Origin of the sequence: Mycolicibacterium vaccae NBRC 14118 = CIP 105934, from assembly GCF_001552715.1 — a bacterium.
Taxonomy (GTDB): Bacteria; Actinomycetota; Actinomycetes; order Mycobacteriales; family Mycobacteriaceae; genus Mycobacterium; species Mycobacterium vaccae.
Window position 1 is genome coordinate 1 of the sequence record NZ_BCRS01000092.1, and the last position, 25033, is coordinate 25033.

Sequence of the window (25033 nt, forward strand, 5' to 3'; positions counted from 1 at the left end):
CACGCTCGGCCTCGCGGGCCGGCGCGACCGCGAACACCGCGCCGCCGACGAGCGCGACGGCACCCGACGCGGCCAGAATCACCGCAGGTCGGTTCTTAAACAGGCGTTCACCCCAGCCCATCACGTCTCCCTCGAATCGTCGGGTCGTCGCAGCACCAGTCTGACCGATGCCCGGCCCGTACAGTGGCCGCAGTGTCCCCGGGGAGGAGCTGACATGTCGAAGTCGGCCGAACGCGCCGGTCGCCTGCCGAGGCTGGTCCGCGTGGTGCTGCTGTGCACCGTCCTGTGCGCGACCGCGTCACCAGCCGTCGCACACAGCGCACCGCAAGTCAGCATGTCGCCGGGCAGCGCCCAGATCCTGGAGTCGATGCTGGCGGCGGACACCGCCGACCCCGCCCAGATCTCCGCAAACTTCCTCGGAACCCCCTACGCGGCGAACACCCTCATCGGTTCAGCCACCGAGCCCGAACAACTCGTCGTCGACCTGGAAGGAGTCGACTGCTTCACCTACGCCGACTACGTCGAGGCGTTCAAACGCGCACACGACCGCGACGACTTCCTCACGGCCCTGACCGGCGTCCGGTACAAGGACGGCGAGGTGTCCTTCGAGAACCGCAGGCACTTCTTCACCGACTGGGCGGCGGAAGCGCCGGCGATCGCGACCGACGTGACCGCGTCCCTGACCGACGACGCTGTGCGCACCTCCAAGAACCTCAACAGCAAGGACTCCGGAGGGGTCTACCTGCCGGGCCTGCCGGTCGTGACGCGCGCCGTCACCCACATCCCCAGCGGGAGCGTCTCGGCGGATGTCATCGGCGGCTTGCGCACCGGTGACTACGTGGGCGCCTACGCCGAGGACGGCGGACTCGACGTGACCCACGTCGGGATCTTTGTGCAGACACCCGACGGGCCCGTCTTCCGCAACGCATCGTCGCTGAGCACCGACGACGCGGTCGTCGACACTCCGCTCGCGAACTACCTGCGCACCGTCCCCGGGATCGTGGTGCTGCGCCCGGTCATGTGACGGTCCCGCTTCCTGGCGTTTCCCGCGCCCCTGTGTTTGCGTCCCAACCAAGTGGTTAGTCTGGCGGGTGGTCCACCGATGAACCAGGAGTCCGCACATGCAGCTGGCGCTCACACCCGAGGAAGCCGCCTTCCGCGACGAGCTACGCACCTTCTACCGCACGAAGATCCCTGCGGAGATCCGCGAGCGCACGCGCACCGCCACCGAGGCCAACCGTGACGACGTCGTCACGGCCAACAAGATCCTCAATGACCACGGGCTGATGGTGCCCAACTGGCCCGTGGAGTGGGGCGGTAAGGACTGGACGCCGATCCAGCACCAGATCTGGCTCGACGAGATGCAGCTGGCGAGCGTGCCGGAACCGCTGACGTTCAACGCCAAGATGGTCGGCCCGGTGATCGCGGAGTTCGGCAGCCAGGAGCTCAAGGAGCGCTTCCTGCCGCCGACGGCCGCCGTCGACATCTGGTGGTGTCAGGGCTTCTCCGAGCCCGAGGCCGGCTCCGACCTGGCGTCGCTGCGGACCACCGCGCTGCGTGACGGGGACAGCTACGTCGTCAACGGCCAGAAGACGTGGACGACCCTGGGTCAGTACGCCGACTGGATCTTCTGCCTGGTGCGCACCGATCCGAACGCGCCGAAGAAGCAGGCCGGCATCTCCTTCCTGCTCATCGACATGAACACTCCCGGCATCACGCTGCGACCGATCAAGCTCATCGACGGCAGCTACGAGGTCAACGAGGTGTTCTTCGAAGACGTCCGGGTTCCTGCCGATCAGCTCGTGGGTGAAGAGAACCAGGGCTGGTCGTACGCGAAGTTCCTGCTGGGCAACGAGCGCACCGGGATCACCCAGATCGGCCGCACGAAACTGCGACTCTCGGAGGTCAAAGAACGCGCCAAGGCCAACGGTCTCATCGACGACCCGTTGTTCGCGGCCCGGCTGGCCGAAACCGAGAACGACGTGCTGGCACTGGAATTGACCCAGATGCGAGTCGCGTCCAGCTCCCAGGACGGCAAGCCCAACCCCGCCTCGTCGGTGCTCAAACTGCGCGCCAGCGAATTGCAGCAGGCCGCCACCGAACTGTTGGTGGAGGTCGCCGGTGCCGACGCGCTGCCGTTCGGCACCGACGGCATCGTCTCGCCGGATTGGGCACAGGACGCCGCGCCGCGCTACCTGAACTACCGCAAGACCTCGATCTACGGCGGCAGCAATGAGGTCCAGCGCACCATCATCGCGTCGACCATCCTCGGATTGTGAGCTAAGACATGGATTTTCAATTCAGTGAAGAGCAGGTGCTGCTCCGCGACACCACCCGCGACATGCTTGCGCGCAGCTACGACCCGGAGACTCGCCTCAAGGCGGTCGATTCCGAACTCGGCTGGAGCCGCGACGTGTGGAAGCAGCTCGCCGAGGTCGGCGTTCTCGGCCTCGGTTTCGACGAGGACGCCGGCGGGCAGCTCGAGGTGCTTGTCGTACTGACCGAGATCGGCCGCCGGCTGGCGCCGGAACCGGTGCTGCACGCCGCGCTGGGCCCGGGTGCGCTCATCGCCGACGCCGGAACCGAGCAGCAGCGCGCCCTTCTCGACGAGGTGGCCGCCGGCGAGCGGCTGCTCGCCTTCGCCCACCTCGAGCCCGGCATGCGTCTGCCGACCGCGAAGGTGGCCACAACCGCTGTCTCCGAAGGTGGTTCGTGGACGCTTCGCGGCACCAAGAATCCGGTGCTGGCCGGTGACGGCGCCGACACGCTGGTGGTCAGCGCCGCCCTGCCTGATGGCGGCACCGGGTTGTTCCTGGTCGACGCGGCCGCGGTTCGACGCACGCCGTACCGCACCTTCGACGGCCAGCGCGGCGCCCAGATCGACTTCGACGGGGCCGCCGCCGAACCGCTGGGCGAAGCTGTGGACGCCTCCGAGGCGATCTCCCGAGCGCTGGTGCGGATCTCGGCGGGCCTGTGCGCCGAGGCGCTCGGCGCGATGGAGGAAGCGCTGCGCTTGACGAGTGAATACCTCACGCAGCGCAAGCAATTCGGCGTCACGCTGAGCAAGTTTCAGACGCTCACCCAGCGCGCCGCCGACATGTACGTGTCGCTGGAGCTGGCCCGCAGCATGACGTTCTACGCCAACATGTCCGTCGCCGACGGCGACCTCGACCCGGCGAAGGCGGCACGGGCCAAGCTGCAGATCGGCCGGTCGGGCCGCCATATCGCTCAGGAGTCGATCCAGCTGCACGGCGGCATCGGGGTGACGGCCGAATACCCGGTCAGCCACTACGCAGCGCGGCTCACCGCGATCGATCACACGCTGGGGTCCTCCCAGGACCAGTTGCACGTGCTGATCGGGCAGCTCGGTGACTACGAGGTCGTCGCCCTCTAGTACCAGATCCGGACCCGGTCTTCGGGGGCGACCCACAGCGGGCTGGACTCGTCGACACCGAACGCGTCGTAGAACGCGTCGAGGTTGCGCAGAATCCCGTTCACCCGGAACTCCGGGGGCGCGTGGACGTCGGTCGCCAGCCGCCGCAGCACCTCGGCGTCGCGGGCCTTCAGCTGCCATGACTGCACGTATCCGAGCAAGACGCGCTGGGTGCCGGTGTAGCCGTCGATGACGGGGTCGGGCTTGCCGTCGAGCGATGTCGTATACGCCTTGAGGGCGATCGCCAGCCCACCGAGATCGGCGATGTTCTCTCCGAGGGTCAGCGTGCCGTTCACGTGCGAACCTCCAGGCAGCTGCCGGGGCACGTAGCCGTCGAACTGCTCGACGAGCACTGCGGTTTTCGCCTCGAACGCGGCCCGGTCCACCGCGGTCCACCAGTCGACGAGGTTGCCGTCACCGTCATAGCGTGAACCGTTGTCGTCGAATGCGTGACCGATCTCGTGGCCGATCGTGGCGCCGATCGCTCCGTAGCTGGCGGCGATGTCCGCCTCGGTATCGAAGAACGGCGCCTGCAGAAACGCTGCCGGGAAGACGATCTCGTTCATCATCGGCGAGTAGTAGGCGTTGACCGTCTGCGGCGTCATGCCCCATGCCGAACGGTCGACGGGCTTTCCGAGTCGGTCGAGATAGCGCTGAAGATCGGCTGCCTGCCCGCGCACATAGTTTCCGTACAGGTCGCCACGTTCGATGACCAGATTTGAGTAGTCGATCCAGCTCTCGGGATATCCGACCTTGACGGTGATCTTGTCCAGCTTCTCCAACGCCCTGGCCCGGGTCTCCGGTGTCATCCAGTCGAGTTCGGCGATACTCTGCCGATACGCCGCGAGGAGATTGTCAACCATCTCCTCGATCTGCCGCTTGGCCTCCTGCGAGAAGTGCTTCTCCACATAGAGCTTCCCCACGGCGTTGCCGAGAGCTCCTTCTACTGCCCTCAGCGCCCGCTGCCCACGGTCACTGATCTGCACCGTCCCATTGATCCGTTGCCGGAAGAAGGCGAAGTCCTCGTCCACGATGTCGTCGGTGAGCAAGGCTGCCCGTGCGTGGATGGTTTGCCAGCGTGTCCAGTCCTTCCAGTCCTGCAGCGGCTCAGCGGCAAAAGCCTGCGCGAACGCCGTCAGATAGTCGGGTTGATAGATCAGCATTTCCGCGGTGTGTTCCGGCTTCACCCCGTACGCGTCGAGCCAACCCGCCCAGTCGAATCCCGGCGATTCGGCCGCCAGCGCGGCAAGGCTGCGCATGTTGTAAGTCAACTCGGGGTCACGGCTCTTGACGTTGTCCCATTGTGCTGCAGCAAGTTTTGATTCAAGCGCGACGATACGCGCGGCGGTGTGGGCGTAGTCGGCAGCGGATCCGCCGTACACCAGCGCGAACATCCTGGCGATGTGCTCGGGGTAGGCAGCCAGAGTCTCCGCATACCGTGGGTCGAGGTAGTAGGACCTGTCGGGCAATGCCAGCCCCGCCTGCTCGAAGTGCAGGATGTTGCGTGAAGAGTTCTTCGGATCGCCGTAGACCGACACATCGAAACCGGTGTTGACGTCGAGCAGAGTACCCAGGATCTTGGCCAACGCAGCCGCATCGGCCACGTTCTCCACGCGGTCCAACTCCGCCAGCAGTGGCTGCACACCGACGGCCGCGATGGTCGCGGTGTCCATGTAACTCGCGAAGAAGTCGCCGATACGCTGCGCGTCGGTACCCGGCTGCGATCCTGCGTGATCGAGCCCGGCGATCAGATCCCTGAGCTGTTGTGACACCTTGTCGACCAAGTCGTCGGCAACGCCGCCCATGGCACGGTCGGCGGGAATCTCGTATTCTTTCAGCCACTTCCCGAGCAGCCAGCCGAAGGGATCGTCCTGGACCCGCACGCTGTTGTCGATGTTGCCCAGGTCGATGCCCGACCTGACTGTCGGCGCCAGAGCGATGGTGACCCGGGCGTAGTCGGAGTGCCCGAAGTCCGGCTTGGTCAGGAGGCTGACCAGCCCCGGCAGATGCCAGCTGCTCGACGCGTCACTGACCTTGTAGAAGAAGGTGTCGGTGCCACCGGTGCGGGCGAAGTCGTCATCGGGGTTGTACACGAAAGTGCCGGTGGCCTGGTCGAATACGATGGTTCCGTGCTTGGGCCCACGATTGCCGAGCAAGCTGAAGGCCATGGCGTCGCCGTCACGGTCGCGCGCCAGCAGCGCCACCGGATCGCTGACGTTCTCCGGCGTGGCAAGTGTGATCGTGACCAGCTGGTTGCGGGCATCCGGGGCGCGGTTGAAGAAGGTCCGCTGCATGTCGCGCAAGAATCCGACCAACAACGTCAGCAGCGTCGGTGACGGCGCGGGTGGCGCAGTGGGCACGGCTGTCGGCACCACGAGGGACTTCGTCACCGCGACCGGCGCCTCTGTTGCATCACCGGCGCTGCGCTCGGCCGCGGCGGTCACCACAGCTGTTGCCGCCGAGGGCATTTCGGCCGTTTCGGTGGTCACCGGAGCGGCCTCGGCGTCGGCGGTGTCACGGTCGGACGCCGACGTCGTCGGCGCGGGATCGTGGTGGGGGGCGTCGGACTCCGGGACACTGTCATCGGTGCGCGATCCGGTGTCGGCGCCGCCGGACGACGGGTCGTCGTCGCCCGGTTCGTCGGCCGACTCTTCGAGTTCGGCGTCCTCGGCCGGCTCGTCGTTTTCGACCGGGTCTTCGTCGTCGGCAGGCGCGTCGTCGTCGGCAGGCGCGTCGTCCTCGGCAGGCGCGTCGTCCTCGGCAGGCGCATCGTCGGATTCGTCGACAGTGCCTGCCGGTGCGGCAGGCCCCGGTGAACCGGCGTCAGCTGCGCGGGACTCCGACGGTGAATCCGCTGTTTCGGAACCCACATCGGCAGCAGCCACCGCCGCGCCCTGGGTGGCGGCCACGCCCAGCCCCACGCCGAGCGCCACGGCCAACGCGCCCACCCGACCGACGTAGCGGCCATGATCACTGCTCAGGACAATGCCCATCGATCCCCCAAACGCCGGTGCGCGCCGACGGAATCTCCCGCGCCTGAGACCGGACAGAGCAAAAGTACAGCGGCGTACGTGACGACAGCGTTAGTTTGCGTGATCTTCGCAAATTGGCTAGTCGCGAGTCCTGTGTAGGCGATTATCCGGCATTACCGGCCGCTTTCACGTTTCGACTGCCGCTGAGCGATAGTTGCTACATATACTGACAGTTGGAATCCAGTTATCTCGGACGCCAACCCATGGTTCGTGCGCGTCGCCTGCGGGTGCTCCCGGCCGATCGAGGAGCGCGACACAGGGACCTACCGAGGATCACAGACCGAACAGACGCCAGTTAGCACAGAGGAAGCCCCGCCGGGGCACTGGGACAAGCCGTGGAAGTGGCTCAAATAGCGTCAGTAGTCGTCGTGGCGCCGGATCCACTCGTACGGGGGCTGCTGCGGCCAGCCCGGCGGTGAGTCCTCCCAGTCCTCCTGGCGCCCGTAGGGCGTGAGGTCGAGCAGATCGAAGACCACCATGAACGGTTCCTCGCCGCGGTCGAAGGTCTGCCAGGTGTGGAACACCCGGTCACCGTCGCGCAGGAAAACGCTGATGGAGTGCCGTTCTTCGCCGTCGACAGTGGTCCGGAAGTCCTCGTTGAACGTCGTGCGCCCGGAGGACACCCACGGCAGGTCCCAGCCCATCCGGTCCTTGTACGCGACCAGCTTGCCGACCGGGGCCCGAGACACCAGGACCAGGGAGGTGTCCTTGGCATGCAGATGAGACAGCGGGCCGATGTGGTCGGCCATCATCGAGCAACCCGGACACCCTGCGTCCCAGTCGGATCCGAACATGAAGTGCTGCACGATCAGCTGTCGCCGGCCGTCGAACAGCTCCAGCAGCGTGAACGGGCCCGCCTCGGTGTCGAACACGTAGGGCGTGTCCACGAGCACCATCGGCAGGCGGCGGCGCTCGGCGCTGACGGTGTCCTTGAACCGCGTGAGTTCCTTCTCGCGCACGAGCAGGTCGGCACGGGCCTGCTCCCACTCGTCTCGCGTCACGATCGGCGGTAACCCGGGGGCGTTCATGCCCTGAGCTTGCCAGGACTGCTCAGGTGAAGTCGGCGATTGCCTCGGCCACCTGGCGGACCTGGTCGATGTCCGAACTGGTCGGGATCAGATGAACCTCGTCGGCGCCGAGGTCGGCGAATTTGGCCAGCACCGCACGCAACTCGTCGACGGTGCCGGCGAATCCGGCAGTAGGCGCCATCGCGTCGACGAACTCCGCGGGAATCCAATTCATGTACCGGAGCAGGTGGCGGTGCACCTGCGCGCGGGGCGCCTCGCCGTCGCCGATGGCGAACCAGAACGACGTCGCCAGATGCGGTTTCGTTCGTCCGGCGTCGTGCCAGGCCTGCCTCGCCACGTCGAACAGCTCGCCCTGCTTACCGAGATCCAGATCCAGCGTCATGCCGGCCAGCCCGTCGGCCCAGCCCACGGCGCTGCGCACCGTCTTGGGCCCCAACGTGCCGACGTGCAGGACCGGACCACCGGGCTGCACCGGCGGCGGGCCGACCGGCAGGGTCGACTCGGTGACCTTCTCCCCCGCCCACACGCGTTTCATCACCTCGACCCGCTCGGCCATCTCGCGCATCGTCTGGGTGGCGGGATCAGCGCCGACGGCCCGGTAGTCCTCGTGGCGACCGCCCACGCCGACACCGACGGTCAGCCGTCCGTCGCACAGCATGTCGCCGGTGGCAAGCTGCTTGGCCAGCATCACCGGGTCGTGCAGTTGCGGGATGACCACCGTCGTGACCAATCGGACCCGGTCGGTCCAGGCCGCCAACGCGCCGAGCAGGGTGAGACTTTCGGGGTTGTCGAACGCGATCCGCTCGCCCCAGCACAGCGACGAGAACGGGCCGCCGTCGACGAGCTGCGCCCATGACCGCAACGTCGCACGGTCGAGGTCGGGCTCCATCACCGGCATCGTCATCCCGATATCCACGCCGTGATTCTGGCACGCGGCCGACAAAGCGCGCCGCCACTGGAAGTGGCGGCGCGCGTGTCATTTTCGATGGTGTGGTCGATACGCGTTACGCGTAGTTGAATATCGTCTTTCCCTCGCCGCGGAAATCGACGTAGATCGGACCGGCAGCGAACGGCGGGAATCCCATGAGCACCCGGTCGCTGTCCTCGACGACGAACGGGGTGTTGTTCTTCGTCGTCCGGTACGAGAAGAGCAGCGTCGCGCCGTCCTCGGTGTACACCGAGATCAGAGTGCCGGGAGCCACGTTGTCGGCCCCGTTGACCAAGGACGCCGGGATATTGCCAAAGACCCCGCCCGAGTCGATCCATGTCTCGATCACCTGAGGAGCGTTGTCGCCGACTTTCACCATCAAGTCACTGCTGGGTGCGCCGTCGAGCGTCACCCGGGCGGCATACGGGTTGGGGCCCAGAATCGCGCGGTTTCGTCGCTCTTCGATGAGCATGCCCCGACCCAGCAGTCCCGGCAGCGCCGTCAACGGATTGCTGTCGCCCGGCCCGGCCTTCGGACCGATGCCGAGAATCCCGACGTAGTCGCTGTTGGTCTCGGCCACCGCGGCCCAGGTGTCGAGTGTCACGACGAGGACTGGCGTACGCGCGGAGACGACGTCGTCGTCCACCGCGATCGGAATGTTGTAGACCTCGTAGTCGTACTCGACCAAGCAGCTTGCATAACAGCCGGAGCCGTAGTCGATCGGTGCGCCGATATCCTTGAGCCCGATCGCCTGTGGGTCGATCACCAGGCCGTAGGATCCGGTGTCCAGCAGGACCCGGACCGGCGCTCCACCGTTGATCGACAGCATCATGATCGGATTGACCCGCCGGACCCCGTAGACCGACTCCATGTCCAACTCGACGATCTGGTAGACGAGACCATTCTCGGCAGCCTGTGCGATCAGCTCGCCGATCGCGGCCATGGAATCGCGGGGACCGAACCACCCCACCACGGGAAGCCACTTCTCGGCGGCCTCAAGCTGATCCTGGACACGGATGGTGCGCATGATGCTGGCCTCGATGCGCTGCGCTGCGATCCAGTGCGCGAACGGGTTTCCGGCCGTGGCGGCGAACTGCTCTTGCAGGCGTGCATGGTTCATCTGCCAGCGCTCCAGCGAGGCATCGGCGTTGTACATCCACATCTGCGGAAGCATGGCGGCCAAGCCGGCCAGGAGGTTGCCGCTGCCCCAGGTGGCGTCCCGCAGGTCGTCGCGGGCCTGGGTGATCTGTTCCTGCGCGAGGTCGACGGTCTCCGTCGCGTCGTCATCCGCCGCGGTGGGCAGCACCACGGGCGTCTCGTCGACGTCCTGGTCCGGCAACGACTCGGCGGTGTCGGCGATGCTGTAGCGGACGCTCGTCGGCACCTGATTGGGCGCGGAGCGATCACCTGTCGCTTCGGATGGGCCGACCTCTGCGCCGGTGTCGGGATCGTCGGCATCATCGGCCTCGTCGACGTCGTCAGCCTCGTCGGCATCGGCGTCCTCGGCGTCAGCATCGGCGTCGTCTGCCGCGTCGGCGTCGGAATCATCGGCCTCGGCCTCGTCGGCATCGTTGCCGTCGGTCTCCGAACCCTGGCGAGTCGACGAGTCGGCCGACGCCGCATCGTCGCGTTCACTGGTGGGTCCGGCGCTCACGGTCGAAGTGGTACTCGAACTGGTGTCGTCCGGCGCGGCCTGGGCTGTGGCAGCACACAGCATGCACACTCCGGTAGCGATAGCGGGGGTGGCGAGGGCAGTTGCTGCCCAGCTACTAATCTTCACAGTCGTCAGTAAAGCACTATTGTCAGCCTGTGCCAGGATTTCACGCAGAATCCGCGCAATCATCCTGAAAGGCCTAGGTGATTCACGCAGGAACGATCACGTCGACGTCGACGTAACGGATCAAGAGCCTGGACACTGACATATGTAGCAAACTATCCAGATAGCGAAATTTGTTGGTAAACGAATTAGCCAGCTACAGGTGCACAAGCCATGCCTTCGCCGCAGGTCGGAGTCGGAACCCGTGACGGAGCCGGCCCGAAGTGGCCTCGCCACTACACGCGCCCAACCGGCCCATTGAGCGTCGGCGATTTCCGTCCGCCAAACGCCCGCACCGGCATCAACCGACGGGCGGATCCTTGCGGGCACGGATCGGATCCGCGGCTGGCGGCGCGAACAGGCCGCCCTGCAATCCCCCACGGACCGTGCGCACCGCCACCAGCAGCCACGTGGACAGCAGCCCCACGTAGGCGACGGCGGCAGCACCGGCGAACGCGGGGAGCCCGGTGTGGAACGCCAACTGGCTGGTACCCGTGACGAAGGTGCCGACCGGGAACGTCAGGCTCCACCAGGTCAGCGCGAACGGCATGCCGCGACGGATCGTCCGCACGGTCAGCGCCGTCGCCAACGCGATCCACAACACCGCGAAACCCCACACCGGCACGCCGTAGAGCACCGCGAAGATACGCATCCCGTCGGCCAGAGGTGCATCGACAGCCAACGCGGCATCGGACCCTAGAAGCCCTGCGACGGTGATGGATTGACCGAGCGGGCCAAGGACGATCCACAGCGTGGGCACCCGCGCGGTGCCGGAGGTGCCGAAGTGCGCGAGCCTGCTCCACACCATGGTGATGATGATCAGCGAGGCGATCAGAGACAGCCCGAACATCGCGTAGCAGCCGTAGAGCATGGTGGCGCGCCCGCTGCCACCTTCTGACATGTGCGGAATGAGCAGGCCCCCGGTCGCCGCTGCCACCATCGGCGGCACGACCGGCATCAGCCAGCCGCCGAACGCGGCGTCCGGTTCCACGCGGTACTGCGTGAACATCAGATACGGGATGCTCATCGCGGTGAACAGGCCACTGAGAGTGCCGGCGGTCCACAGCACCCACGCCAGCCCGACAGCCGCATCGACGCCGATCAGGTCGGTGCCGACCAGCAGAGCCCCGGACGCCACCGTCAGCAGCGCCATCGGTGCCGCCCCGTAGAAGTGAGCCATCTGCGGGTTGCGGACATGGCTGCGGGCCACCACCGGGTTACGCACCCAGTGCCCGAGCATCGCCAGGATCAGCAGAATCAACAACACCGCCGAAATCACCCACACCACCAGGGCGAACCCCCGCAGGCCGGGCACGTGTACCGGGAGCGAGGCACCTGCCGTCGCGACGATGCCGGTGCCCATGACCGACGCGAACCAGTTCGGTCCGAGATAGCCGAGGAGGGACGGCCGCTGCGTGTTCACCGGGACAGTATGGTCACCGCGAGCGTGCGGGAAATCGAGGACCCGATCGGTGTTTCGCCCGCAGACACGCACGCTCGCCGGAGTTGGGGGGGTTATCCCCCGCCGGACCCGACGGAAAACGCTGTGTCGCCGCGGCGCCGCGATCCATAGGTTTGAGGGCATGACCGCAGTCACCGACACCGATGCTGTCACCGAAGGGGTTCCGGTGGACCAGGACCGGCCCGCTCCCGGCCTGCCGCCGCCACGTGTGCGCAGCGTCGTCGCGAGCGCGTCGCTGCTCACCGGCGGCGCGATCGCCGTGGTGTGGTTCTGGATTCCGTTGGCAATCCTGGTCGTCGGTATCACCTCGATCCCCAGCGTCATCGGCTTCCTGCTGGCCGCCATCGTGTTCGTCTATCTGATGCGCGGCGTCGACCACGTCGAACGGGTGCGCAGCGAAGCCGTGTTCGGCATGGGCATCCCGGTGCCACCGCGTCGGCTGTCGCCGTATTCCGGCGTGCAGCGCTGGGCCCACCAGCTGTGGCTCGACATCAGCAGTGCCCGCCTCTGGAAGGCGGTGGCCCACCACTACCTGCGGATGATCTACGACGCACTGGTCACCGCCGTCGCGCTGGGCCTGGTGGTGTTCGCGTTCCTGGCACCGGCGGTCGCGATCGGCATCGGACACAGCGACCCCGAGGCCGGGTTGTCGTTCCTGCCCACCCCGGTCGCCTGGCTGCTGGCCGTCGTGGCGCTGGCCGCCGCGGCCGCGCTGGTCATCTTCGCGCCGACACTGGACGCGACGATCGACCGCTGGCTGCTGCCGCCGTCGTCGACCGCCGAACTGCAACACAGGGTCAGCGCGCTCGCCGACGCCCGGCAGGGCGCGGTGACGTCGGCGCAGACCGAACGGCACCGCATCGAGCGCGATCTGCACGACAGCGTCCAGCCGCGTCTGGTGTCGCTGGCGATGACGATCGGGCTGGCTCAGACGAAACTCGACTCGGATCTGCCCACGGCCAAGGCTCTGATCGCCGAGGCCCACACCGACGCCAAGGCCGCGCTCGTCGAACTGCGCAACGTGGTCCGCGGAATCGCCCCGACCATCCTGTCCGACCGCGGCCTGGACGCCGCGCTGTCGGCAGTGGTGCAGCGGGCCAACAACTCCGGCGTGTCCACCACGTTGAGCGTGCATCTGCCGCGGCGGTTGCCCGAGGAGGTGGAGGCGTGCGCCTACTTCGTCGTCGCCGAGGCGCTGACGAACGTGATCCGGCATGCCGGGGCCTCCCACGCGGCGGTCACCGTGCGTCTCGACGAAACGGCGAATCTGTTGCACGTCAGCGTGTTCGACGACGGGCGCGGCGGAGCCAGGATCGTGGCGGATGGCGGCAGTACCGAAGCCACGGGCCTGCGCGGACTCGACGAGCGGGTGCGCGCGGCGCAGGGCACGTTCTCGGTGACCAGCCAGCCCACCGGACCCACGATCATCACCGCGGTGCTGCCATGCGGATAGTGATCGCCGAGGATTCCGCGTTGCTGCGCGCCGGCATCGAGCGGATCCTCACCGACGCCGGCCACGAGGTCGTGGCCGGGGTGCCCGACGCGACCAACCTGCTGCGCCTGGTGAACGAGACACGGCCCGACCTGGCCATCCTGGATGTCCGGATGCCGCCGACGTTCACCGACGAAGGCATCCGCGCGGCCGCGCTGCTGCGCAGCCAGAACCCGGAGTCCCCGGTACTGGTGCTGTCGCACTATGTCGAGGAGCGCTACGCCGCGGACCTGATCGCCTCGGACACCCGCGGCTTCGGGTATCTGCTCAAAGACCGCGTGGCCGACGTCCCGGCGTTCCTCGACGCCGTCGAGGTCGTCGGATCCGGCGGCACGGTGCTCGACCCCGAGGTGGTGTCCCAGATCCTGGTCCGGTCGCGCCGCCGCAACGCGCTCGACGCGCTGAGCCCGCGTGAGCGTGAGGTGCTCCAACTGATGGCCGAAGGCAGGACCAACGCGGCGATCGCGGCCGCGCTGCACATGTCGGTCGGCTCGGCCGAGAAGCACATCGCGTCGATCTTCACCAAGCTCGCGCTCGCGCCCGACGAGAACCGCCGGGTGCTCGCCGTGTTGCGCTACCTCGAATCCTGAAGCCAAGGAAGGACTCTCGTGACCGCCACACTCGCCACGCCGGACTCTCCCGCCTCACCCCCGCCACAGCTGTCACCGGGCGGACGCACCGCGATCAGGACGCTGCTGATCGTGGCCGCAGCGGTCCTGCTGATCGCCGTCGTCGCACTGTCGGCGACAGCCGCCTGGGGCGTCAGCTCGTTCCGGGTGGTCAAGGATTCGATGCCGTTGCCCGCCACGCTGACCGCGGTCGAGATCGACACCGGTTCGGTGCCGGTGGCCATCCGCCTGACCTCCGACCGCGAGTCCGGTGAACCCAGGGTGGACATGCGCATGGTCAACTCGGTCCGCGCCGGGGCGGACCCGTTGTCGGTCGACGCCGACGGCACCACCGCGCGGGTGACGATCGACGCGGAGCCCTCGGAGTTCCTGCGGTGGGGCCGGGCCGGGGAGATCACGCTGGTACTGCCACCAGAACTGGCGCGTCGGCTGACCGTGACCACTCGCCAGGATGTGGGCGTGGTGTTCGCCCAGACCGACCTGGACCAGTTCATCGCCCACACCGTCGACGGCACCGTGGTGCTCAACGGCGCGGCCCGCCGCATCGACATCACCACCGAGGACGGCGACGTCACGACCCGCGATCCGATCTCGGTGTCGCAGTCGTTCCGCGCGCGGACCACCAGCGGCGACGTCAGCGTCGAGTTCGCCGAGACGCCCGATACGATCGACGCCGAAACCCAGCGCGGCGACGTCGTGGTCACGCTGCCGCCGCCGGGCCCGTACTTCGTCGACGCGTCCACCGGGACCGACAACGGGGCGACCGTGGTGCGGGTCCCCCAGACCAGGGACCGCGAGGCCGCGGCGTCGCTGGTCACCGCGCGGACCGACAGCGGCGACGTCGTCATCAGCGACGGTCGTTAGCTCGGTTCACCCTGCGCGACAACGCTTCGACGAACCCGCGACCCGCCGGCGCGGCCCGTCCTATCCTGGACGGGATGGCGATCACCCTCAACCACACGATCGTCGCCGCGCGGGACAAGACCGAGTCGGCGACGTTCCTGACCGAGTTGTTCGACCTGCCCGGCGCGCGGCCGTTCGGCCCGTTTCTCGTGGTCGGCGTCGGGGACACCAGCCTGGATTACGCCGACGTCGGCGATGGCGAGGAGATCCACCCACAGCACTACGCGTTCCTGGCCTCCGAGGACGAGTTCGACGTCATCTATGGGCGCATCCATGACCGCGGTTTGCAGCACTGGGCCGATCCGAGGGGCACGAGGCCGGGCGAGATCAACCACAACGACGGCGGCCGAGGCGTGTACTTCCGGGATCCGGCCGGCCACTACCTGGAGATCCTCACCCGCCCGTACGGATCGGGCAGGTCGGGCTAGCCGACCGAATGACCGCGCGCTTCTTCCTGGTCGCGGTAGTCGTCGGCCAGGCAGCGGACGTGCTCGGGGAGGTCCCCGGAGGCGACGGCGGCCAGGCTGGTCTGCTCGAGCACCGAGCGCATGCTGGCCCGTAGCGCGCGCCACACGTCGGTCAGTGCCGCCGTCGGTCCGGAGTACGGCAGATCGCCGAGGCCGATGTCGCGCACGCTGGCCAGCGGACCGTCGATGCACCGCAGCACGTCGGCGATGCTGATGTCGACCGCGGGCCGGGCCAGCTCATAGCCACCGTCGCGGCCCCGGTAGCTGCGCACCAACCGGTCGGTGCGCAGGTCGGAGAGGATGTCGACGAGGAACTGCGGCGGAATGCCCTGCGCCTTGGCGAGGTCGTCGGTTTTGACCGGCACTCCGTCGTCGACGGTGGCGAGCTGGACCATCGCGCGCACGGCGTACTCCGCCTTCGCCGACATCCGCATGAGGTCAGGCTAGCCGGACGACGATCAAGCGGCGACGGAGGAGCCGCGATGAGGAGTCCGGCCATCGGGCACAGCCGGACGACGATCAAGCGGCGACGGAGGAGCCGCGCGATCCGCGATTGAGGTTAGCCTAACCTTCATGCTACTTTGCCCGGCGGGAGCCGCACAGGCGGCGCACAGGTAGAGCAAAGGCAGGGCTGGTGGCGCTTGCGGTCGGTGCCGCTCACGGTGAGCAGCCAATCCCTACACCCCGCGAAGGTCACCGCCGCCCCGACATTCAAGGGCTGCGCGCGATCGCCGTTCTGATCGTCATCCTCGATCACGTCGGCATGCCGGGATTCTCGGGGGGTTTCGTCGGGGTCGACGTCTTCTTCGTGATCAGCGGTTACGTGATCACCCGGATGCTCCTGAGGACGTCCACACAGTCGCGCGGTGCATGGTTTGTCGACTTCTACGCCCGACGGGCCCGTCGGATCGTCCCGGCAGCCACCCTGGTCATCGTCCTCACCGTGATCGCGACGTTCGAACTCACCAATTTTCTGCGGGGCGCCCGGGTGCTGCCGGACGCGACGGCCTCGTCGCTGTTCCTCGCCAACTTCCACTTCATCGCGACAGGCATCGATTACGCCCGGCTCGGTGGCGATCCGTCTCCGCTGCAGCACTATTGGTCACTGGCGGTAGAGGAGCAGTTCTACCTGGCATGGCCACTGCTCGTGATCCTCACGCTCGCCGTCGCGGCACGGTCGCGCCGGGCCACGCAGCGGCGGGTGCTGTGTGGGTTGCTGATCGCGATCGTGGCGGCCAGCTACCTGGCCTCGATCGTGGTGACTTCCGTCAACGGGGTGGCGGCCTTCTACTCGCCGCTCACCCGGGCGTGGGAGTTGGCGATCGGCTGCCTGATCGCGGTGGCCCAACCGTGGCTGGCCGCCAAGACGTCGGCGCGGCCGGTCCCGGCCACCGCGCTGAGCTGCTGCGGTGTCGCGGCGATCACCTGGTCGGTCCTCTGCCTTGACGACACCAGCCGGTTCCCAGGTTGGGTCGCGGTAGTCCCGGTGCTCGGTGCCGCCGCGATCCTCGTCGCGGGGATGAGCGCACAGCGCACGGTCCCGGCCGCACTACTGGGCAACCGGGCCTTCGTGTACCTCGGCGACATCTCCTATTCGCTCTACCTTGTGCACTGGCCGATCTTCGTCGTCGCCGCCGCCCGCATCGGCGACGATTTCTCCCTGCCCGTGCAGAGTCTCCTCATCGGTGCGACCTTCGCGGGTGCGGCACTCATGTACCACGGCTTCGAGGACCCGATCCGTCGGTCACGCGTACTCGCGACGCGTCCATGGTTGAGTCTGGCCATCGTCCCGGTGAGCATCGCCGTCGTATTCGCGGTTGCAGCCTTCGAGCGTTACCGATGGGCTCTGCCGGTTCCTATTGTCCAGCAATTGTTTTGAGTGTTCTTGGAGAGGATCTTGCCAATGGCGATGCGTTTCACCGCCAGAACGGTCGCGGGTGCGGCGATGTGCGCCGCACTGATGTTGACCGGATGCCAGGCGGTCGTGGCCGACCAGTCGGCCCCCGCTCCGAAACCGGAATCGGCACCCGTCCCGGCGGCGGTACCGCAAACGGAGGTGTTGAGCGCGGTGCAAGCCGCGACCGAATTGCGTGACCTCCCTGCCGGCATCACCAACGAGGAACTGCTGGCCGCCAGCGGCGACTACTCCGACCAGTGGTCGCTCGAGGGATGCGAACCGTCGCTGACACAGACGCGGCTCGACGACATCGGGCCGTGCACCCTGGGTGACACCGACGGTGAGCGAACCATGGCGTTGATCGGCGACTCCGCCGCGTCGATGTGGCACGGAGCCCTCGATCTCATCGGCAAGCGCAACGGTTGGCGGGTGATCGTGTTGGCCAAGAGCAACTGCGGCCCGGCGTCGCTCACCTACTACCAGTGGCAACTCGAGCGCGCCTACACCGAGTGCGACGACTGGCAGGACTGGCGGATGGAGATCATCGGCCAGGAGAAGGCCGAGATCGTCGTGATGGCAGGCTTTTTCGACGGCGGCAATCAGGGACCGGGCCGCGAGACGACCCCGCAGATCTGGCGTGACGCCCTGGTGAAGACCATCGGAAACCTGCCTGAGGGCGCAAAAACCTTCCTGCTGGGCAACATTCCGCGCCCGCCGGAGAGCCCGTCCGAGTGTGTGGCGAACAATCCCACCGATCTCAACCGGTGCGCGGTGCCCGCGGCCGAGGCGCTTCCGACGCAGGAGGGCTGGTCGGATGCGGCAGCACAGACCGGCCAGACCTACGTCGATATCGATCCGTGGTTCTGCACCGAGGTCTGCCCGCCGGTGATCGCCGACCAGCTCGTCTACTCCGGCAAGTACCACATCACGACGCAGTACGCCCGGTACCTGTCAGGAGCCGTCGAGGAGATCATGGCACCGGCACTTCACGCGCCGCGCTGACTCAGTCGGGTACGGCGGCGGTGTCCGGCACGACGACCGCGAACAGGTCTGACAGCGCGGCCAGACTGGCGGACTGCAACGCCGCGGCAGAGACGGTCTCGCCGCCCACCACCGGCAGCGCGCGCGTCGCCGTCGCCGCGGCGACCACCGTCGGCGCGTAGCCCAGGTTGAACGCGCCGCGGGCGGTCGAGTTCACACACATATGTGTCATGAAGCCGGCCAGCACGAGGTTGGACACGTTCGCCGCCTTGAGTCGCTCGTCGAGGTCGGTCTGTACGAACGAGTTCGGATAGTTCTTCACCACCACGGGTTCGTCGCCGCGCGGGGCCACCTGCTCGACGATCGCGCCGCTCTCCCCCGAGATGTCGTACAGTCCGCCTCCGTCGTCGTGCTGGATGTGGATGACGGGGACGCCCGCCGTGCGGGCGCGGTCCAGCAGGGCCGCCGCCTCGTCCAGCGCGGCCCGCACACCGTCGAGCTCCATCACGCCACGGGTGTAGGTGTTCTGACAGTCGATGAGGACGAGGGCCGAATCCGACAGACCGGCAGGGGCCCGAGGTAGTCCGGCCAACGAGCGCAGGGTGGGAAGGTCCGACATCGTCGCAGCTTACTTCGGATCGGACCCGCGGTGTCGGGATCAGGCAGCGCCCATGTCGGTGCAGTCCAGCCAGCGCCCGTCCTCGCGGACGAACGGGGTGGTGTCCGTGCTCGTCTGCGGTGCGCTGTCCCCCATCGCGCGGGTGACGGTGACGTCGGCGGTGGCGCTGTCCCCGTCGACCACGATGTTGTCCACACCTTCGACGGAAAGAGTGGTCGCTTCGGTCATCAGGTCCAGCATGGCTACCCGGTAGGCCGGCTCGTCGTAGGCGACCAGCGCCCGTGCCGCGCGGTCGAGGGTTTCGGCCGGGACTGCGCCACCGAACTGCTCGGCCAGCAGTTCGGACATCTGCGGCACGGTCAGCGACGTCACCTCTTCGCGGGAACCGAAGGTGTCGATCGGCGGGATCAGGTGGGCGGCCGGATCGGCGGCGCGATCGCGGAACTTCGCGCATGTCAACTCCGCCAACGTTTCCCAGTCGCCGCCCGAGAACGCTTCAGCCTGGGCTTCGACCAGTTCGCGGATCTGGCGCTGGTCGTCGGCCTGCGTCGCGGGCGGCGCCGACGATCCGCCGGTGTCGGCAGTGTCAGCACCGCATCCGGCCAGTGCGAGCGCCAGCGCGGCGATGGTGGCGTGGACGGTCCGGGCCATGACATCCCCTCGACGAGCTACCTCTGGGCCGCACTCTACCGAGGGGCGTCCTCCGTACGGCGAGATTGCATCGTGCGCGGAAGAATCCGCCCGCAGGCCGCGTGGACTGCGGTTTCGGCGGCGAAGGGGGTCAGCGGGCGGTGACCGCGAGCACTGCCTCGGCGAACTCGGGCCGGCACACGATCAGATCGGGCAACCTGGGATCGCGCTGGTTGTAGCGCAGCGGGGATCCGTCGATGCGCGAGGTGTGCAGCCCTGCGGCCCGCGCCACCGCTACCGGGGCGGCCGAATCCCATTCATACTGACCGCCGGCGTGCACATACACATCGGCCAGGCCCTGCACCACCGAGGCGACTTTGGCTCCGGCCGAACCCATCTCGACCAGCGTGCCGTTCAGCGCCTCCTTGACCTCCAGCGCGACTGCAGGCGGCCTGGTGCGCGACACCACCACCCGTGCCGGGCCGGGCGACGGCGGCGGCAGGGGCACCGTCGGGGTGGCCAGCGTGACTCCCTGCGCGGGCAGCGCCACCGCGCCCGCGACGAGTTCGCCGGATTCCCAGAGTGCCACGTGCACGGCCCAGTCGGTGCGGCCGAGTTCGGAGAACTCCCGCGTCCCGTCGAGCGGATCGACGATCCACACCCGCGCGGCGGACAACCGCGCCGGATCGGCGTCCTCGGCCGGCCCCTCCTCGGACAGCACCGCGTCCTGCGGGCGCTCCGCGGTCAGCGCCGCCAACAGGAACTCATGGGACTGCTTGTCTCCCTGAGTTTTACGCTCCTGTGCCGAAGCCCCGGCCAGGTCACCACGGACGTCGAGCAGCAGGTTCCCGGCTTCGGTCGCCAGCCGCGCGGCGAGCGCGTGGTCGTCGGTCACTGCGCGCGGCCTTCGAGCAGCTCGATCACCGCGGCGGCGTGCTCGTCAGGGGTGCGGTCCGGAGTGAGCCGCAGGTCGGGATTCTTCGGCCGCTGGTACGGGCTGTCGATCCCGGTGAAGTGGGTGATCTCGCCGGCGCGGGCCTTGGCGTAGAGCCCCTTCGGATCCCGTCGCTCGCAGTCCTCCAGCGGGGTGTCGCAGAAGATCTCGAAGAACTCGACGCCGGCATCGGTGGCCACCTTGCGCGCCACCTCCCGGTGCTCGGCCAGCGGGCTGATCGCCGGCACCAGCACCACCTGGCCGGAATCGGCGAGGATGGCGGCGACGTGGGCAAGCCTGCGCAGGTTCTCGGCCCGGTCGGCCATCGAGAACCCCAGATCGGAGTTCAGGCCGTGACGGAGGTTGTCGCCGTCGAGAACATAGGCCGGCACCCCCTTTTCGAGCAGCTTCTGCTCGACCAGCATGGCCACCGACGACTTGCCCGACCCCGACAGGCCGGTGAACCAGATGGTCCGGCCCTTGGTCAGGCGGTCCTCGGGCCGGCACAGCGACTCGTGGCGCACGGTGTTCGGGCTCGCGGCCCGCGCGGTCCCGTCCCGCAGCACCATGCCCGCGGCCACAGTGCCGTTGGTGTTCGGGTCGATCAGGATGAACGAGCCGGTGGCCGCGTTGCGGCTGTACTCGTCGAGCAGCAACGGCACCTGCGAGCGCAGCGAGATCCGGCCCAGCTCATTGAGTTTCAGAGCTGTGGCGGTCTTGTCGCGGTGCAGGGTGTTCACGTCGAGGCGGTAGTCCAGACCCATCACCTTCACCCGCGTGGTGCGGGTGGTGTGCTTGATCAGGTAATCCCGGCCGGGTTCTAGCGCGACCTCGTCGGCCATCCAGCACACGGTGGCGTCGAAATCCTGAGTGACGCGGGGCTGGTTGTTGGGCCGGGCGATCATGTCGCCGCGCGAGACGTCGATGTCGTCGGCCAGACTCACCGACACCGCCATCGGCGGGAAGGCCTCCTCGACCGGACCGGAGGTGCCCTCGATCGCCGCGATCGTGCTGGGCTTTCCGGCCGGCAGCACCACCACCTCGTCACCGACGCGCATCACGCCGCTGGCGATGGTGCCTGCGTAGCTGCGGTGGTCGTGGTGCTCGCGGGTCTGCGGGCGGATCACGTACTGGACGGGGAACCGCACGTCGACCAGGTTGCGGTCGCCTGCGATGTAGACCTCTTCGAGATGAGTGAGCAGGGACGGGCCCTCGTACCAGGGCGTGACGTCGGACTTGGTGACGACGTTGTCGCCGTTGAGCGCCGACAGCGGGATCGTCATGACGTCATGGACGTCCAGGCGCGCGGCGAAGTCGTGGAAGTCGTCGCGGATCTTCTCGAACTGCTCTCTGTCCCAGCCGATCAGATCCATCTTGTTGACCGCGAGCACGATGTGCCGGATGCCCAGCAGCGAGGCGAGGAACGCATGCCTGCGCGACTGCTCGAGCAGCCCGTGGCGGGCGTCGACGAGCACGATGGCCAGCTGCGCGGTCGACGTGCCGGTCACCATGTTGCGGGTGTACTGCAGGTGTCCCGGCGTGTCGGCGATGATGAATTTCCGCTTGGCCGTGGCGAAGTAGCGGTAGGCGACGTCGATCGTGATGCCCTGCTCACGCTCCGCGCGCAGGCCGTCGGTCACCAGGGCCAGGTCGGTGTAGTCGTTGCCGCGCTCCTTGGAGGTGCGTTCGACCGCGGCGAGCTGATCCTCCATGACGGCCTTGGAGTCGAACAGCAACCGGCCGATCAGGGTGGACTTGCCGTCGTCGACCGAGCCCGCGGTCGCGATGCGCAGAAGCGTGGTGGACCCGCTCATCAGTGTTGACCTTTCTTCGCGCGAGCGCTCATCAGAAATACCCCTCGCGCTTGCGGTCTTCCATCCCGGCCTCCGAGATGCGGTCGTCGGCGCGGGTGGCGCCACGTTCGGTCAGTCGCGAGATCGCGGTTTCGGCGATCACCTCCGACACCGTGGCCGCGGTGGACTCGACGCAGCCGGTGCACGTCACGTCGCCGACGGTGCGGAAACGCACGGTCTTCTCGATGATCTTCTCGTCCTTGCGCGGCTGCAGGAACTTGTGCACCGCGAGCAGCATGCCGTCGCGCTCGAACACCTGGCGCCGGTGCGCGTAGTAGATCGCGGGCAGCTTGATCTTCTCGGCGCCGATGTAGGACCAGATGTCGAACTCGGTCCAGTTCGACAGCGGGAACGCGCGGATGTGCTCGCCTTTGCGATGCCGACCGTTGTAGAGATTCCACAGCTCCGGGCGCTGGTTCTTCGGATCCCACTGACCGAACTCGTCGCGGAAGCTGAACACCCGCTCCTTGGCGCGCGCCTTCTCCTCGTCGCGGCGGGCACCGCCGAAGGCCGCGTCGAACTTGTTCTCCCGGATCGCGCGCAGCAGGGTGAACGTCTGCATCGGGTTGCGCGACGGGATCGTCTCCACCACCCGGCCGGCGTCGATGTCGTCCTGCACCTTGGCCACCACCAGGCGCACCCCGGTCTCGGCGACCAGGTCGTCGCGGGCCTGCAGCACCTCGTCGAAGTTATGGCCGGTGTCGACGTGCATCACCGGGAACGGCAGCCGTCCCGGCCTGAACGCCTTGACGGCCAGGTGCAGCATCACGATGGAGTCCTTGCCGCCGGAGAACAGCAGCACCGGCTTCTCGAACTCCGCGGCGACCTCCCGGATGATGTGGATCGCCTCGGCCTCCAGGGCCCGCAGGTGGCTCAGCTCGTAGCGTCCCGCGGTGACGGTGAGCTCATCGGTCGTGGTCACGGATACCTCATAAAGTTGGTAGATCTGACCAGAATTACGCGCATAACCGGGAATTGTGCCGCAGGGCCGTCCCGGGTGTCAACGGTGGCGCCGCGGCGCCACCCCGTCGCGCCGAGACTGAAGTTCTGCGCGAAATCCAGCCCATTCGTCGAGCACAACCTCAGACTCGGCCGAATCAGGGCCGCAGGTCGTAGACCGTGGCCCCACCGACGTCGGCCGGGGGGAAGTTCTGCTCCACCCACGCGGTGATCTGTGCTGCCGATCCGGTGTCTCCTCCAGGTCCGCGGTGCCCGCCGGCGATGAAGAACCTGACCTGGCCGTCGTTGACGTACTGCTGGAACTGCTCCAAGGTCGGCGAATCGTCGCTGCCGGTGAAGCCACCGATCGCCATCACCGAGGCGCCGGTCTGCAGTTGGAGATCGCCGGCGGTCATCGATCCGACGGTGGCGGCAGCCCACCGGTCGTCGGCCGCGCTCACCCACTGCTGGAGTTCGGTGTTGTCCGAGACCCTGGCGCCGGGCCCGCCCGGCCCCCCGGGACCACCCGGGCCGCCGAAGGCACCCTCGGGCCGGTCCGGGCCCGACATCGCAAGCGGGCCGTCGCCGGGATGGGCCGCGGTCTCGATCGCGTACGTCAGCGGGGCCATCGCGGCGAGCAGGATCGCGGCGGCGACCACCGCCGCGGTGGCCCGGCCCAGCCGGTGCGCCCCGACCGCGATCACGATCGCGACCACGATCGACCCGGCGGCCACCACCCATCGCAACCACGGCTGCCAGTCCGGCGTCCGCGCGAGCAGGATGAACGCCCATCCCCCGGTTGTCGCCGACATCGCCGCCAGCACCAGCCGGGGCGCGAGATCCGCTCTGCGGCGCCATAGTTCGACTGCCGAGAGGCCGACGAGCGCGGCGATACCCGGAGCCAGCGCCACCGTGTAGTACGGGTGGATGATGCCGTCCATGAAGCTGAAGACGGTCCCGGTGACCAGCACCCAGCCGCCCCACATCAGCAGGCTGGCGCGCAGGGCGGCGGTGCGGGCGGTGCGCCGGGTCAACCACAAGGCCGCGACCAGCCCGATCAGCGCCGCGGGCAACAACCACGACGCCTCGCCGCCCATCGAGGCACCGAAGAGCCTGCCGATGCCGGGGTCACCGCCGAAGAACAGACTGGCCCCGTCGCCGGGCCTGCCCGGACCTCCGGGCGGGCCGCCCGGCCCGCCCGGGCCCGCTCCCTCGCCTCCCATTACACGCTGAATCCCGTTGTAGCCCAGGGCGAGCTGCAGCAGACTGTTGTCGGTGGAGCCCCCGATGTAGGGGCGCGAGTCCGCCGGCCACAGGCTGACCAGAGCCAGGAACGACCCCGCCGTCGCCACCATGGCGCACGCGCCGGCCACCAGCCGGCGCACCCGCTGCCCGAGCCCGACCGGCGCGGCCACCAGGAAGGCCAGCGCCAGCCCGGGCACGACCAGGAACGCCTGCAGCATCTTGGTCAGGAACGCGACACCGAGCACCACCCCGGCCAGGACCACCCACCGGGTCCGACCGTCGCTGGTAGCCCGGACCATCAGGTAGGCGGCCACCACGAGCAGCAGCACCAGCAGCGCGTCGGGGTTGTTGTACCGGAACATCGACGCCGCCACCGGGGTGACGGCCAGCGCAGCGCCGGCGATCAGGCCCGCGCCCGGTCCGCCGACGCGGCGCACCGCCGCGAACAGCACCGCGACCGACGCGACCCCCATCAGCGCCTGCGGCAACAGCATCGTGAACGGGCTGAAGCCGAACAGCCTGCCGGACAACGCCATCACCCACAGCGCGGCGGGCGGCTTGTCGACGGTGATCGCGTTGCCAGGGTCGAAAGACCCGAACAGCCACGCCTTCCAGTCCTGGGTGCCCGCCTGCGCGGCGGCGGCGTAGTACTGGTTGGCCCAGCCCGAGGAGCCGAGCCCGCAGAGGTAGAGCGCCGCGGTGGCGGCCAGCAGCGCGGCCAGCGCGGGCCACACCCAGCGCGGTC

The 25033-nt window shown here is 68.0% G+C and carries 21 protein-coding genes and 1 pseudogene; 9 read left to right on the plus strand and 13 right to left on the minus strand.

What is annotated here, in order from left to right; translation table 11 throughout:
• Positions 1-214 precede the first annotated feature (214 nt).
• The 3 genes from MVA01S_RS17730 (at position 215) to MVA01S_RS17740 (ending at position 3394) form a co-directional block, all read left to right on the plus strand.
• Entirely contained in the window at positions 215-1024 is an 810-nt protein-coding gene (locus tag MVA01S_RS17730; protein WP_003931002.1) for a DUF1460 domain-containing protein, read from the plus strand.
• A 97-nt stretch (positions 1025-1121) separates the two neighbouring features.
• A complete protein-coding gene (locus tag MVA01S_RS17735) occupies positions 1122-2279 on the plus strand; it encodes an acyl-CoA dehydrogenase family protein (protein ID WP_003931001.1) in 1158 nt (385 codons plus the stop codon).
• Positions 2280-2287: 8 nt separating this feature from the next.
• Positions 2288-3394 carry an acyl-CoA dehydrogenase family protein gene (locus MVA01S_RS17740; RefSeq protein WP_003931000.1) on the plus strand — a complete coding sequence of 369 codons (1107 nt, stop codon included), beginning with the start codon at positions 2288-2290 and terminating at the stop codon, positions 3392-3394.
• Here MVA01S_RS17740 and MVA01S_RS17745 read toward each other — a convergent pair.
• The 6 genes and pseudogenes from MVA01S_RS17745 to MVA01S_RS17765 form a co-directional block, all read right to left on the minus strand.
• Positions 3391-5373, minus strand: a complete 1983-nt coding sequence (locus MVA01S_RS17745; RefSeq protein WP_040541658.1) for a M13 family metallopeptidase — start codon at positions 5371-5373, stop codon at positions 3391-3393. The two genes, MVA01S_RS17740 and MVA01S_RS17745, sit on opposite strands and share 4 nt — an antisense overlap.
• 87 nt (positions 5374-5460) lie before the next feature.
• Positions 5461-6426: pseudogene (locus tag MVA01S_RS32315) on the minus strand (Ig-like domain-containing protein); the annotation flags it as partial.
• Between the two features lie 395 nt (positions 6427-6821).
• Positions 6822-7493, minus strand: a complete 672-nt coding sequence (locus tag MVA01S_RS17750; RefSeq protein WP_003930998.1) for a DUF899 domain-containing protein — start codon at positions 7491-7493, stop codon at positions 6822-6824.
• Between the two features lie 22 nt (positions 7494-7515).
• Positions 7516-8397: an LLM class flavin-dependent oxidoreductase gene (locus tag MVA01S_RS17755; protein WP_003930997.1), complete on the minus strand. Its 882-nt coding sequence runs from the start codon at positions 8395-8397 to the stop codon at positions 7516-7518.
• A gap of 100 nt (positions 8398-8497) precedes the next feature.
• Positions 8498-10075 carry a PecA family PE domain-processing aspartic protease gene (locus MVA01S_RS17760; RefSeq protein ID WP_051015295.1) on the minus strand — a complete coding sequence of 526 codons (1578 nt, stop codon included), beginning with the start codon at positions 10073-10075 and terminating at the stop codon, positions 8498-8500.
• Positions 10076-10538: 463 nt separating this feature from the next.
• On the minus strand, positions 10539-11600 hold the full coding sequence (locus MVA01S_RS17765; RefSeq protein ID WP_237024421.1) for a TDT family transporter: 1062 nt from the start codon (positions 11598-11600) through the stop codon (positions 10539-10541).
• A gap of 220 nt (positions 11601-11820) precedes the next feature.
• Between MVA01S_RS17765 and MVA01S_RS17770 the strand changes: the two genes are divergently transcribed.
• From MVA01S_RS17770 to MVA01S_RS17785, 4 genes are all read left to right on the plus strand, one after another.
• Positions 11821-13152 carry a sensor histidine kinase gene (locus MVA01S_RS17770; RefSeq protein WP_003930994.1) on the plus strand — a complete coding sequence of 444 codons (1332 nt, stop codon included), beginning with the start codon at positions 11821-11823 and terminating at the stop codon, positions 13150-13152.
• Positions 13143-13781, plus strand: a complete 639-nt coding sequence (locus tag MVA01S_RS17775; protein WP_003930993.1) for a response regulator transcription factor — start codon at positions 13143-13145, stop codon at positions 13779-13781. Before MVA01S_RS17770 ends, MVA01S_RS17775 begins: the two co-directional genes overlap by 10 nt.
• Before the next feature lie 18 nt (positions 13782-13799).
• Positions 13800-14684, plus strand: a complete 885-nt coding sequence (locus tag MVA01S_RS17780) for a DUF4097 family beta strand repeat-containing protein (RefSeq protein ID WP_003930992.1) — start codon at positions 13800-13802, stop codon at positions 14682-14684.
• 74 nt (positions 14685-14758) lie between these two features.
• Positions 14759-15151, plus strand: coding sequence for a VOC family protein (locus tag MVA01S_RS17785; protein ID WP_003930991.1), 393 nt, complete (start codon positions 14759-14761; stop codon positions 15149-15151).
• Here the strand turns inward: MVA01S_RS17785 and MVA01S_RS17790 are convergent.
• Positions 15148-15624: an Rrf2 family transcriptional regulator gene (locus tag MVA01S_RS17790; RefSeq protein WP_003930990.1), complete on the minus strand. Its 477-nt coding sequence runs from the start codon at positions 15622-15624 to the stop codon at positions 15148-15150. The two genes, MVA01S_RS17785 and MVA01S_RS17790, sit on opposite strands and share 4 nt — an antisense overlap.
• A gap of 200 nt (positions 15625-15824) precedes the next feature.
• Here MVA01S_RS17790 and MVA01S_RS17795 point away from each other — a divergent pair, with 200 nt between their 5' ends.
• Positions 15825-17069: an acyltransferase family protein gene (locus MVA01S_RS17795; RefSeq protein WP_003930989.1), complete on the plus strand. Its 1245-nt coding sequence runs from the start codon at positions 15825-15827 to the stop codon at positions 17067-17069.
• 24 nt (positions 17070-17093) lie between these two features.
• Complete coding sequence (locus MVA01S_RS17800; RefSeq protein ID WP_003930988.1) at positions 17094-18089, plus strand: SGNH hydrolase domain-containing protein; 996 nt, start codon at positions 17094-17096, stop codon at positions 18087-18089.
• Position 18090: 1 nt separating this feature from the next.
• On the opposite strand, the gene MVA01S_RS17805 is transcribed toward MVA01S_RS17800, so the two are convergent.
• The 6 genes from MVA01S_RS17805 to MVA01S_RS17830 all read right to left on the minus strand — a co-directional run.
• A complete protein-coding gene (locus MVA01S_RS17805; protein WP_003930987.1) occupies positions 18091-18687 on the minus strand; it encodes a cysteine hydrolase family protein in 597 nt (198 codons plus the stop codon).
• 39 nt (positions 18688-18726) lie between these two features.
• A complete protein-coding gene (locus MVA01S_RS17810; RefSeq protein ID WP_003930986.1) occupies positions 18727-19338 on the minus strand; it encodes a hypothetical protein in 612 nt (203 codons plus the stop codon).
• A gap of 130 nt (positions 19339-19468) precedes the next feature.
• Entirely contained in the window at positions 19469-20212 is a 744-nt protein-coding gene (locus tag MVA01S_RS17815) for a 3'(2'),5'-bisphosphate nucleotidase CysQ (protein WP_003930985.1), read from the minus strand.
• A complete protein-coding gene (gene cysC, locus MVA01S_RS17820; protein WP_003930984.1) occupies positions 20209-22065 on the minus strand; it encodes a sulfate adenylyltransferase subunit CysN in 1857 nt (618 codons plus the stop codon). The genes MVA01S_RS17815 and cysC overlap by 4 nt, the downstream gene beginning before the upstream one ends.
• A gap of 31 nt (positions 22066-22096) precedes the next feature.
• Positions 22097-23026 carry a sulfate adenylyltransferase subunit CysD gene (gene cysD / locus MVA01S_RS17825; protein WP_003930983.1) on the minus strand — a complete coding sequence of 310 codons (930 nt, stop codon included), beginning with the start codon at positions 23024-23026 and terminating at the stop codon, positions 22097-22099.
• Between the two features lie 175 nt (positions 23027-23201).
• The coding region (locus MVA01S_RS17830; RefSeq protein ID WP_060941657.1) for a glycosyltransferase family 39 protein at positions 23202-25033 on the minus strand (1832 nt) is incomplete at its 5' end.

Excerpts from the sequence above, each read along its gene's own strand:
- MVA01S_RS17740 (WP_003931000.1), top strand. The coding sequence starts at position 2,288 with ATGGATTTTCAATTCAGTGAAGAGCAGGTGCTGCTCCGCGACACCACC.
- MVA01S_RS17790 (WP_003930990.1), bottom strand. The coding sequence starts at position 15,624 with ATGCGGATGTCGGCGAAGGCGGAGTACGCCGTGCGCGCGATGGTCCAG.
- MVA01S_RS17770 (WP_003930994.1), top strand. The coding sequence starts at position 11,821 with ATGACCGCAGTCACCGACACCGATGCTGTCACCGAAGGGGTTCCGGTG.
- MVA01S_RS17810 (WP_003930986.1), bottom strand. The coding sequence starts at position 19,338 with ATGGCCCGGACCGTCCACGCCACCATCGCCGCGCTGGCGCTCGCACTG.
- MVA01S_RS17735 (WP_003931001.1), top strand. The coding sequence starts at position 1,122 with ATGCAGCTGGCGCTCACACCCGAGGAAGCCGCCTTCCGCGACGAGCTA.
- MVA01S_RS17750 (WP_003930998.1), bottom strand. The coding sequence starts at position 7,493 with ATGAACGCCCCCGGGTTACCGCCGATCGTGACGCGAGACGAGTGGGAG.
- MVA01S_RS17730 (WP_003931002.1), top strand. The coding sequence starts at position 215 with ATGTCGAAGTCGGCCGAACGCGCCGGTCGCCTGCCGAGGCTGGTCCGC.
- MVA01S_RS17805 (WP_003930987.1), bottom strand. The coding sequence starts at position 18,687 with ATGTCGGACCTTCCCACCCTGCGCTCGTTGGCCGGACTACCTCGGGCC.
- MVA01S_RS17775 (WP_003930993.1), top strand. The coding sequence starts at position 13,143 with ATGCGGATAGTGATCGCCGAGGATTCCGCGTTGCTGCGCGCCGGCATC.
- cysC (WP_003930984.1), bottom strand. The coding sequence starts at position 22,065 with ATGAGCGGGTCCACCACGCTTCTGCGCATCGCGACCGCGGGCTCGGTC.
- MVA01S_RS17755 (WP_003930997.1), bottom strand. The coding sequence starts at position 8,397 with ATGACGATGCCGGTGATGGAGCCCGACCTCGACCGTGCGACGTTGCGG.
- MVA01S_RS17800 (WP_003930988.1), top strand. The coding sequence starts at position 17,094 with ATGGCGATGCGTTTCACCGCCAGAACGGTCGCGGGTGCGGCGATGTGC.
- MVA01S_RS17785 (WP_003930991.1), top strand. The coding sequence starts at position 14,759 with ATGGCGATCACCCTCAACCACACGATCGTCGCCGCGCGGGACAAGACC.
- MVA01S_RS17765 (WP_237024421.1), bottom strand. The coding sequence starts at position 11,600 with ATGGGCACCGGCATCGTCGCGACGGCAGGTGCCTCGCTCCCGGTACAC.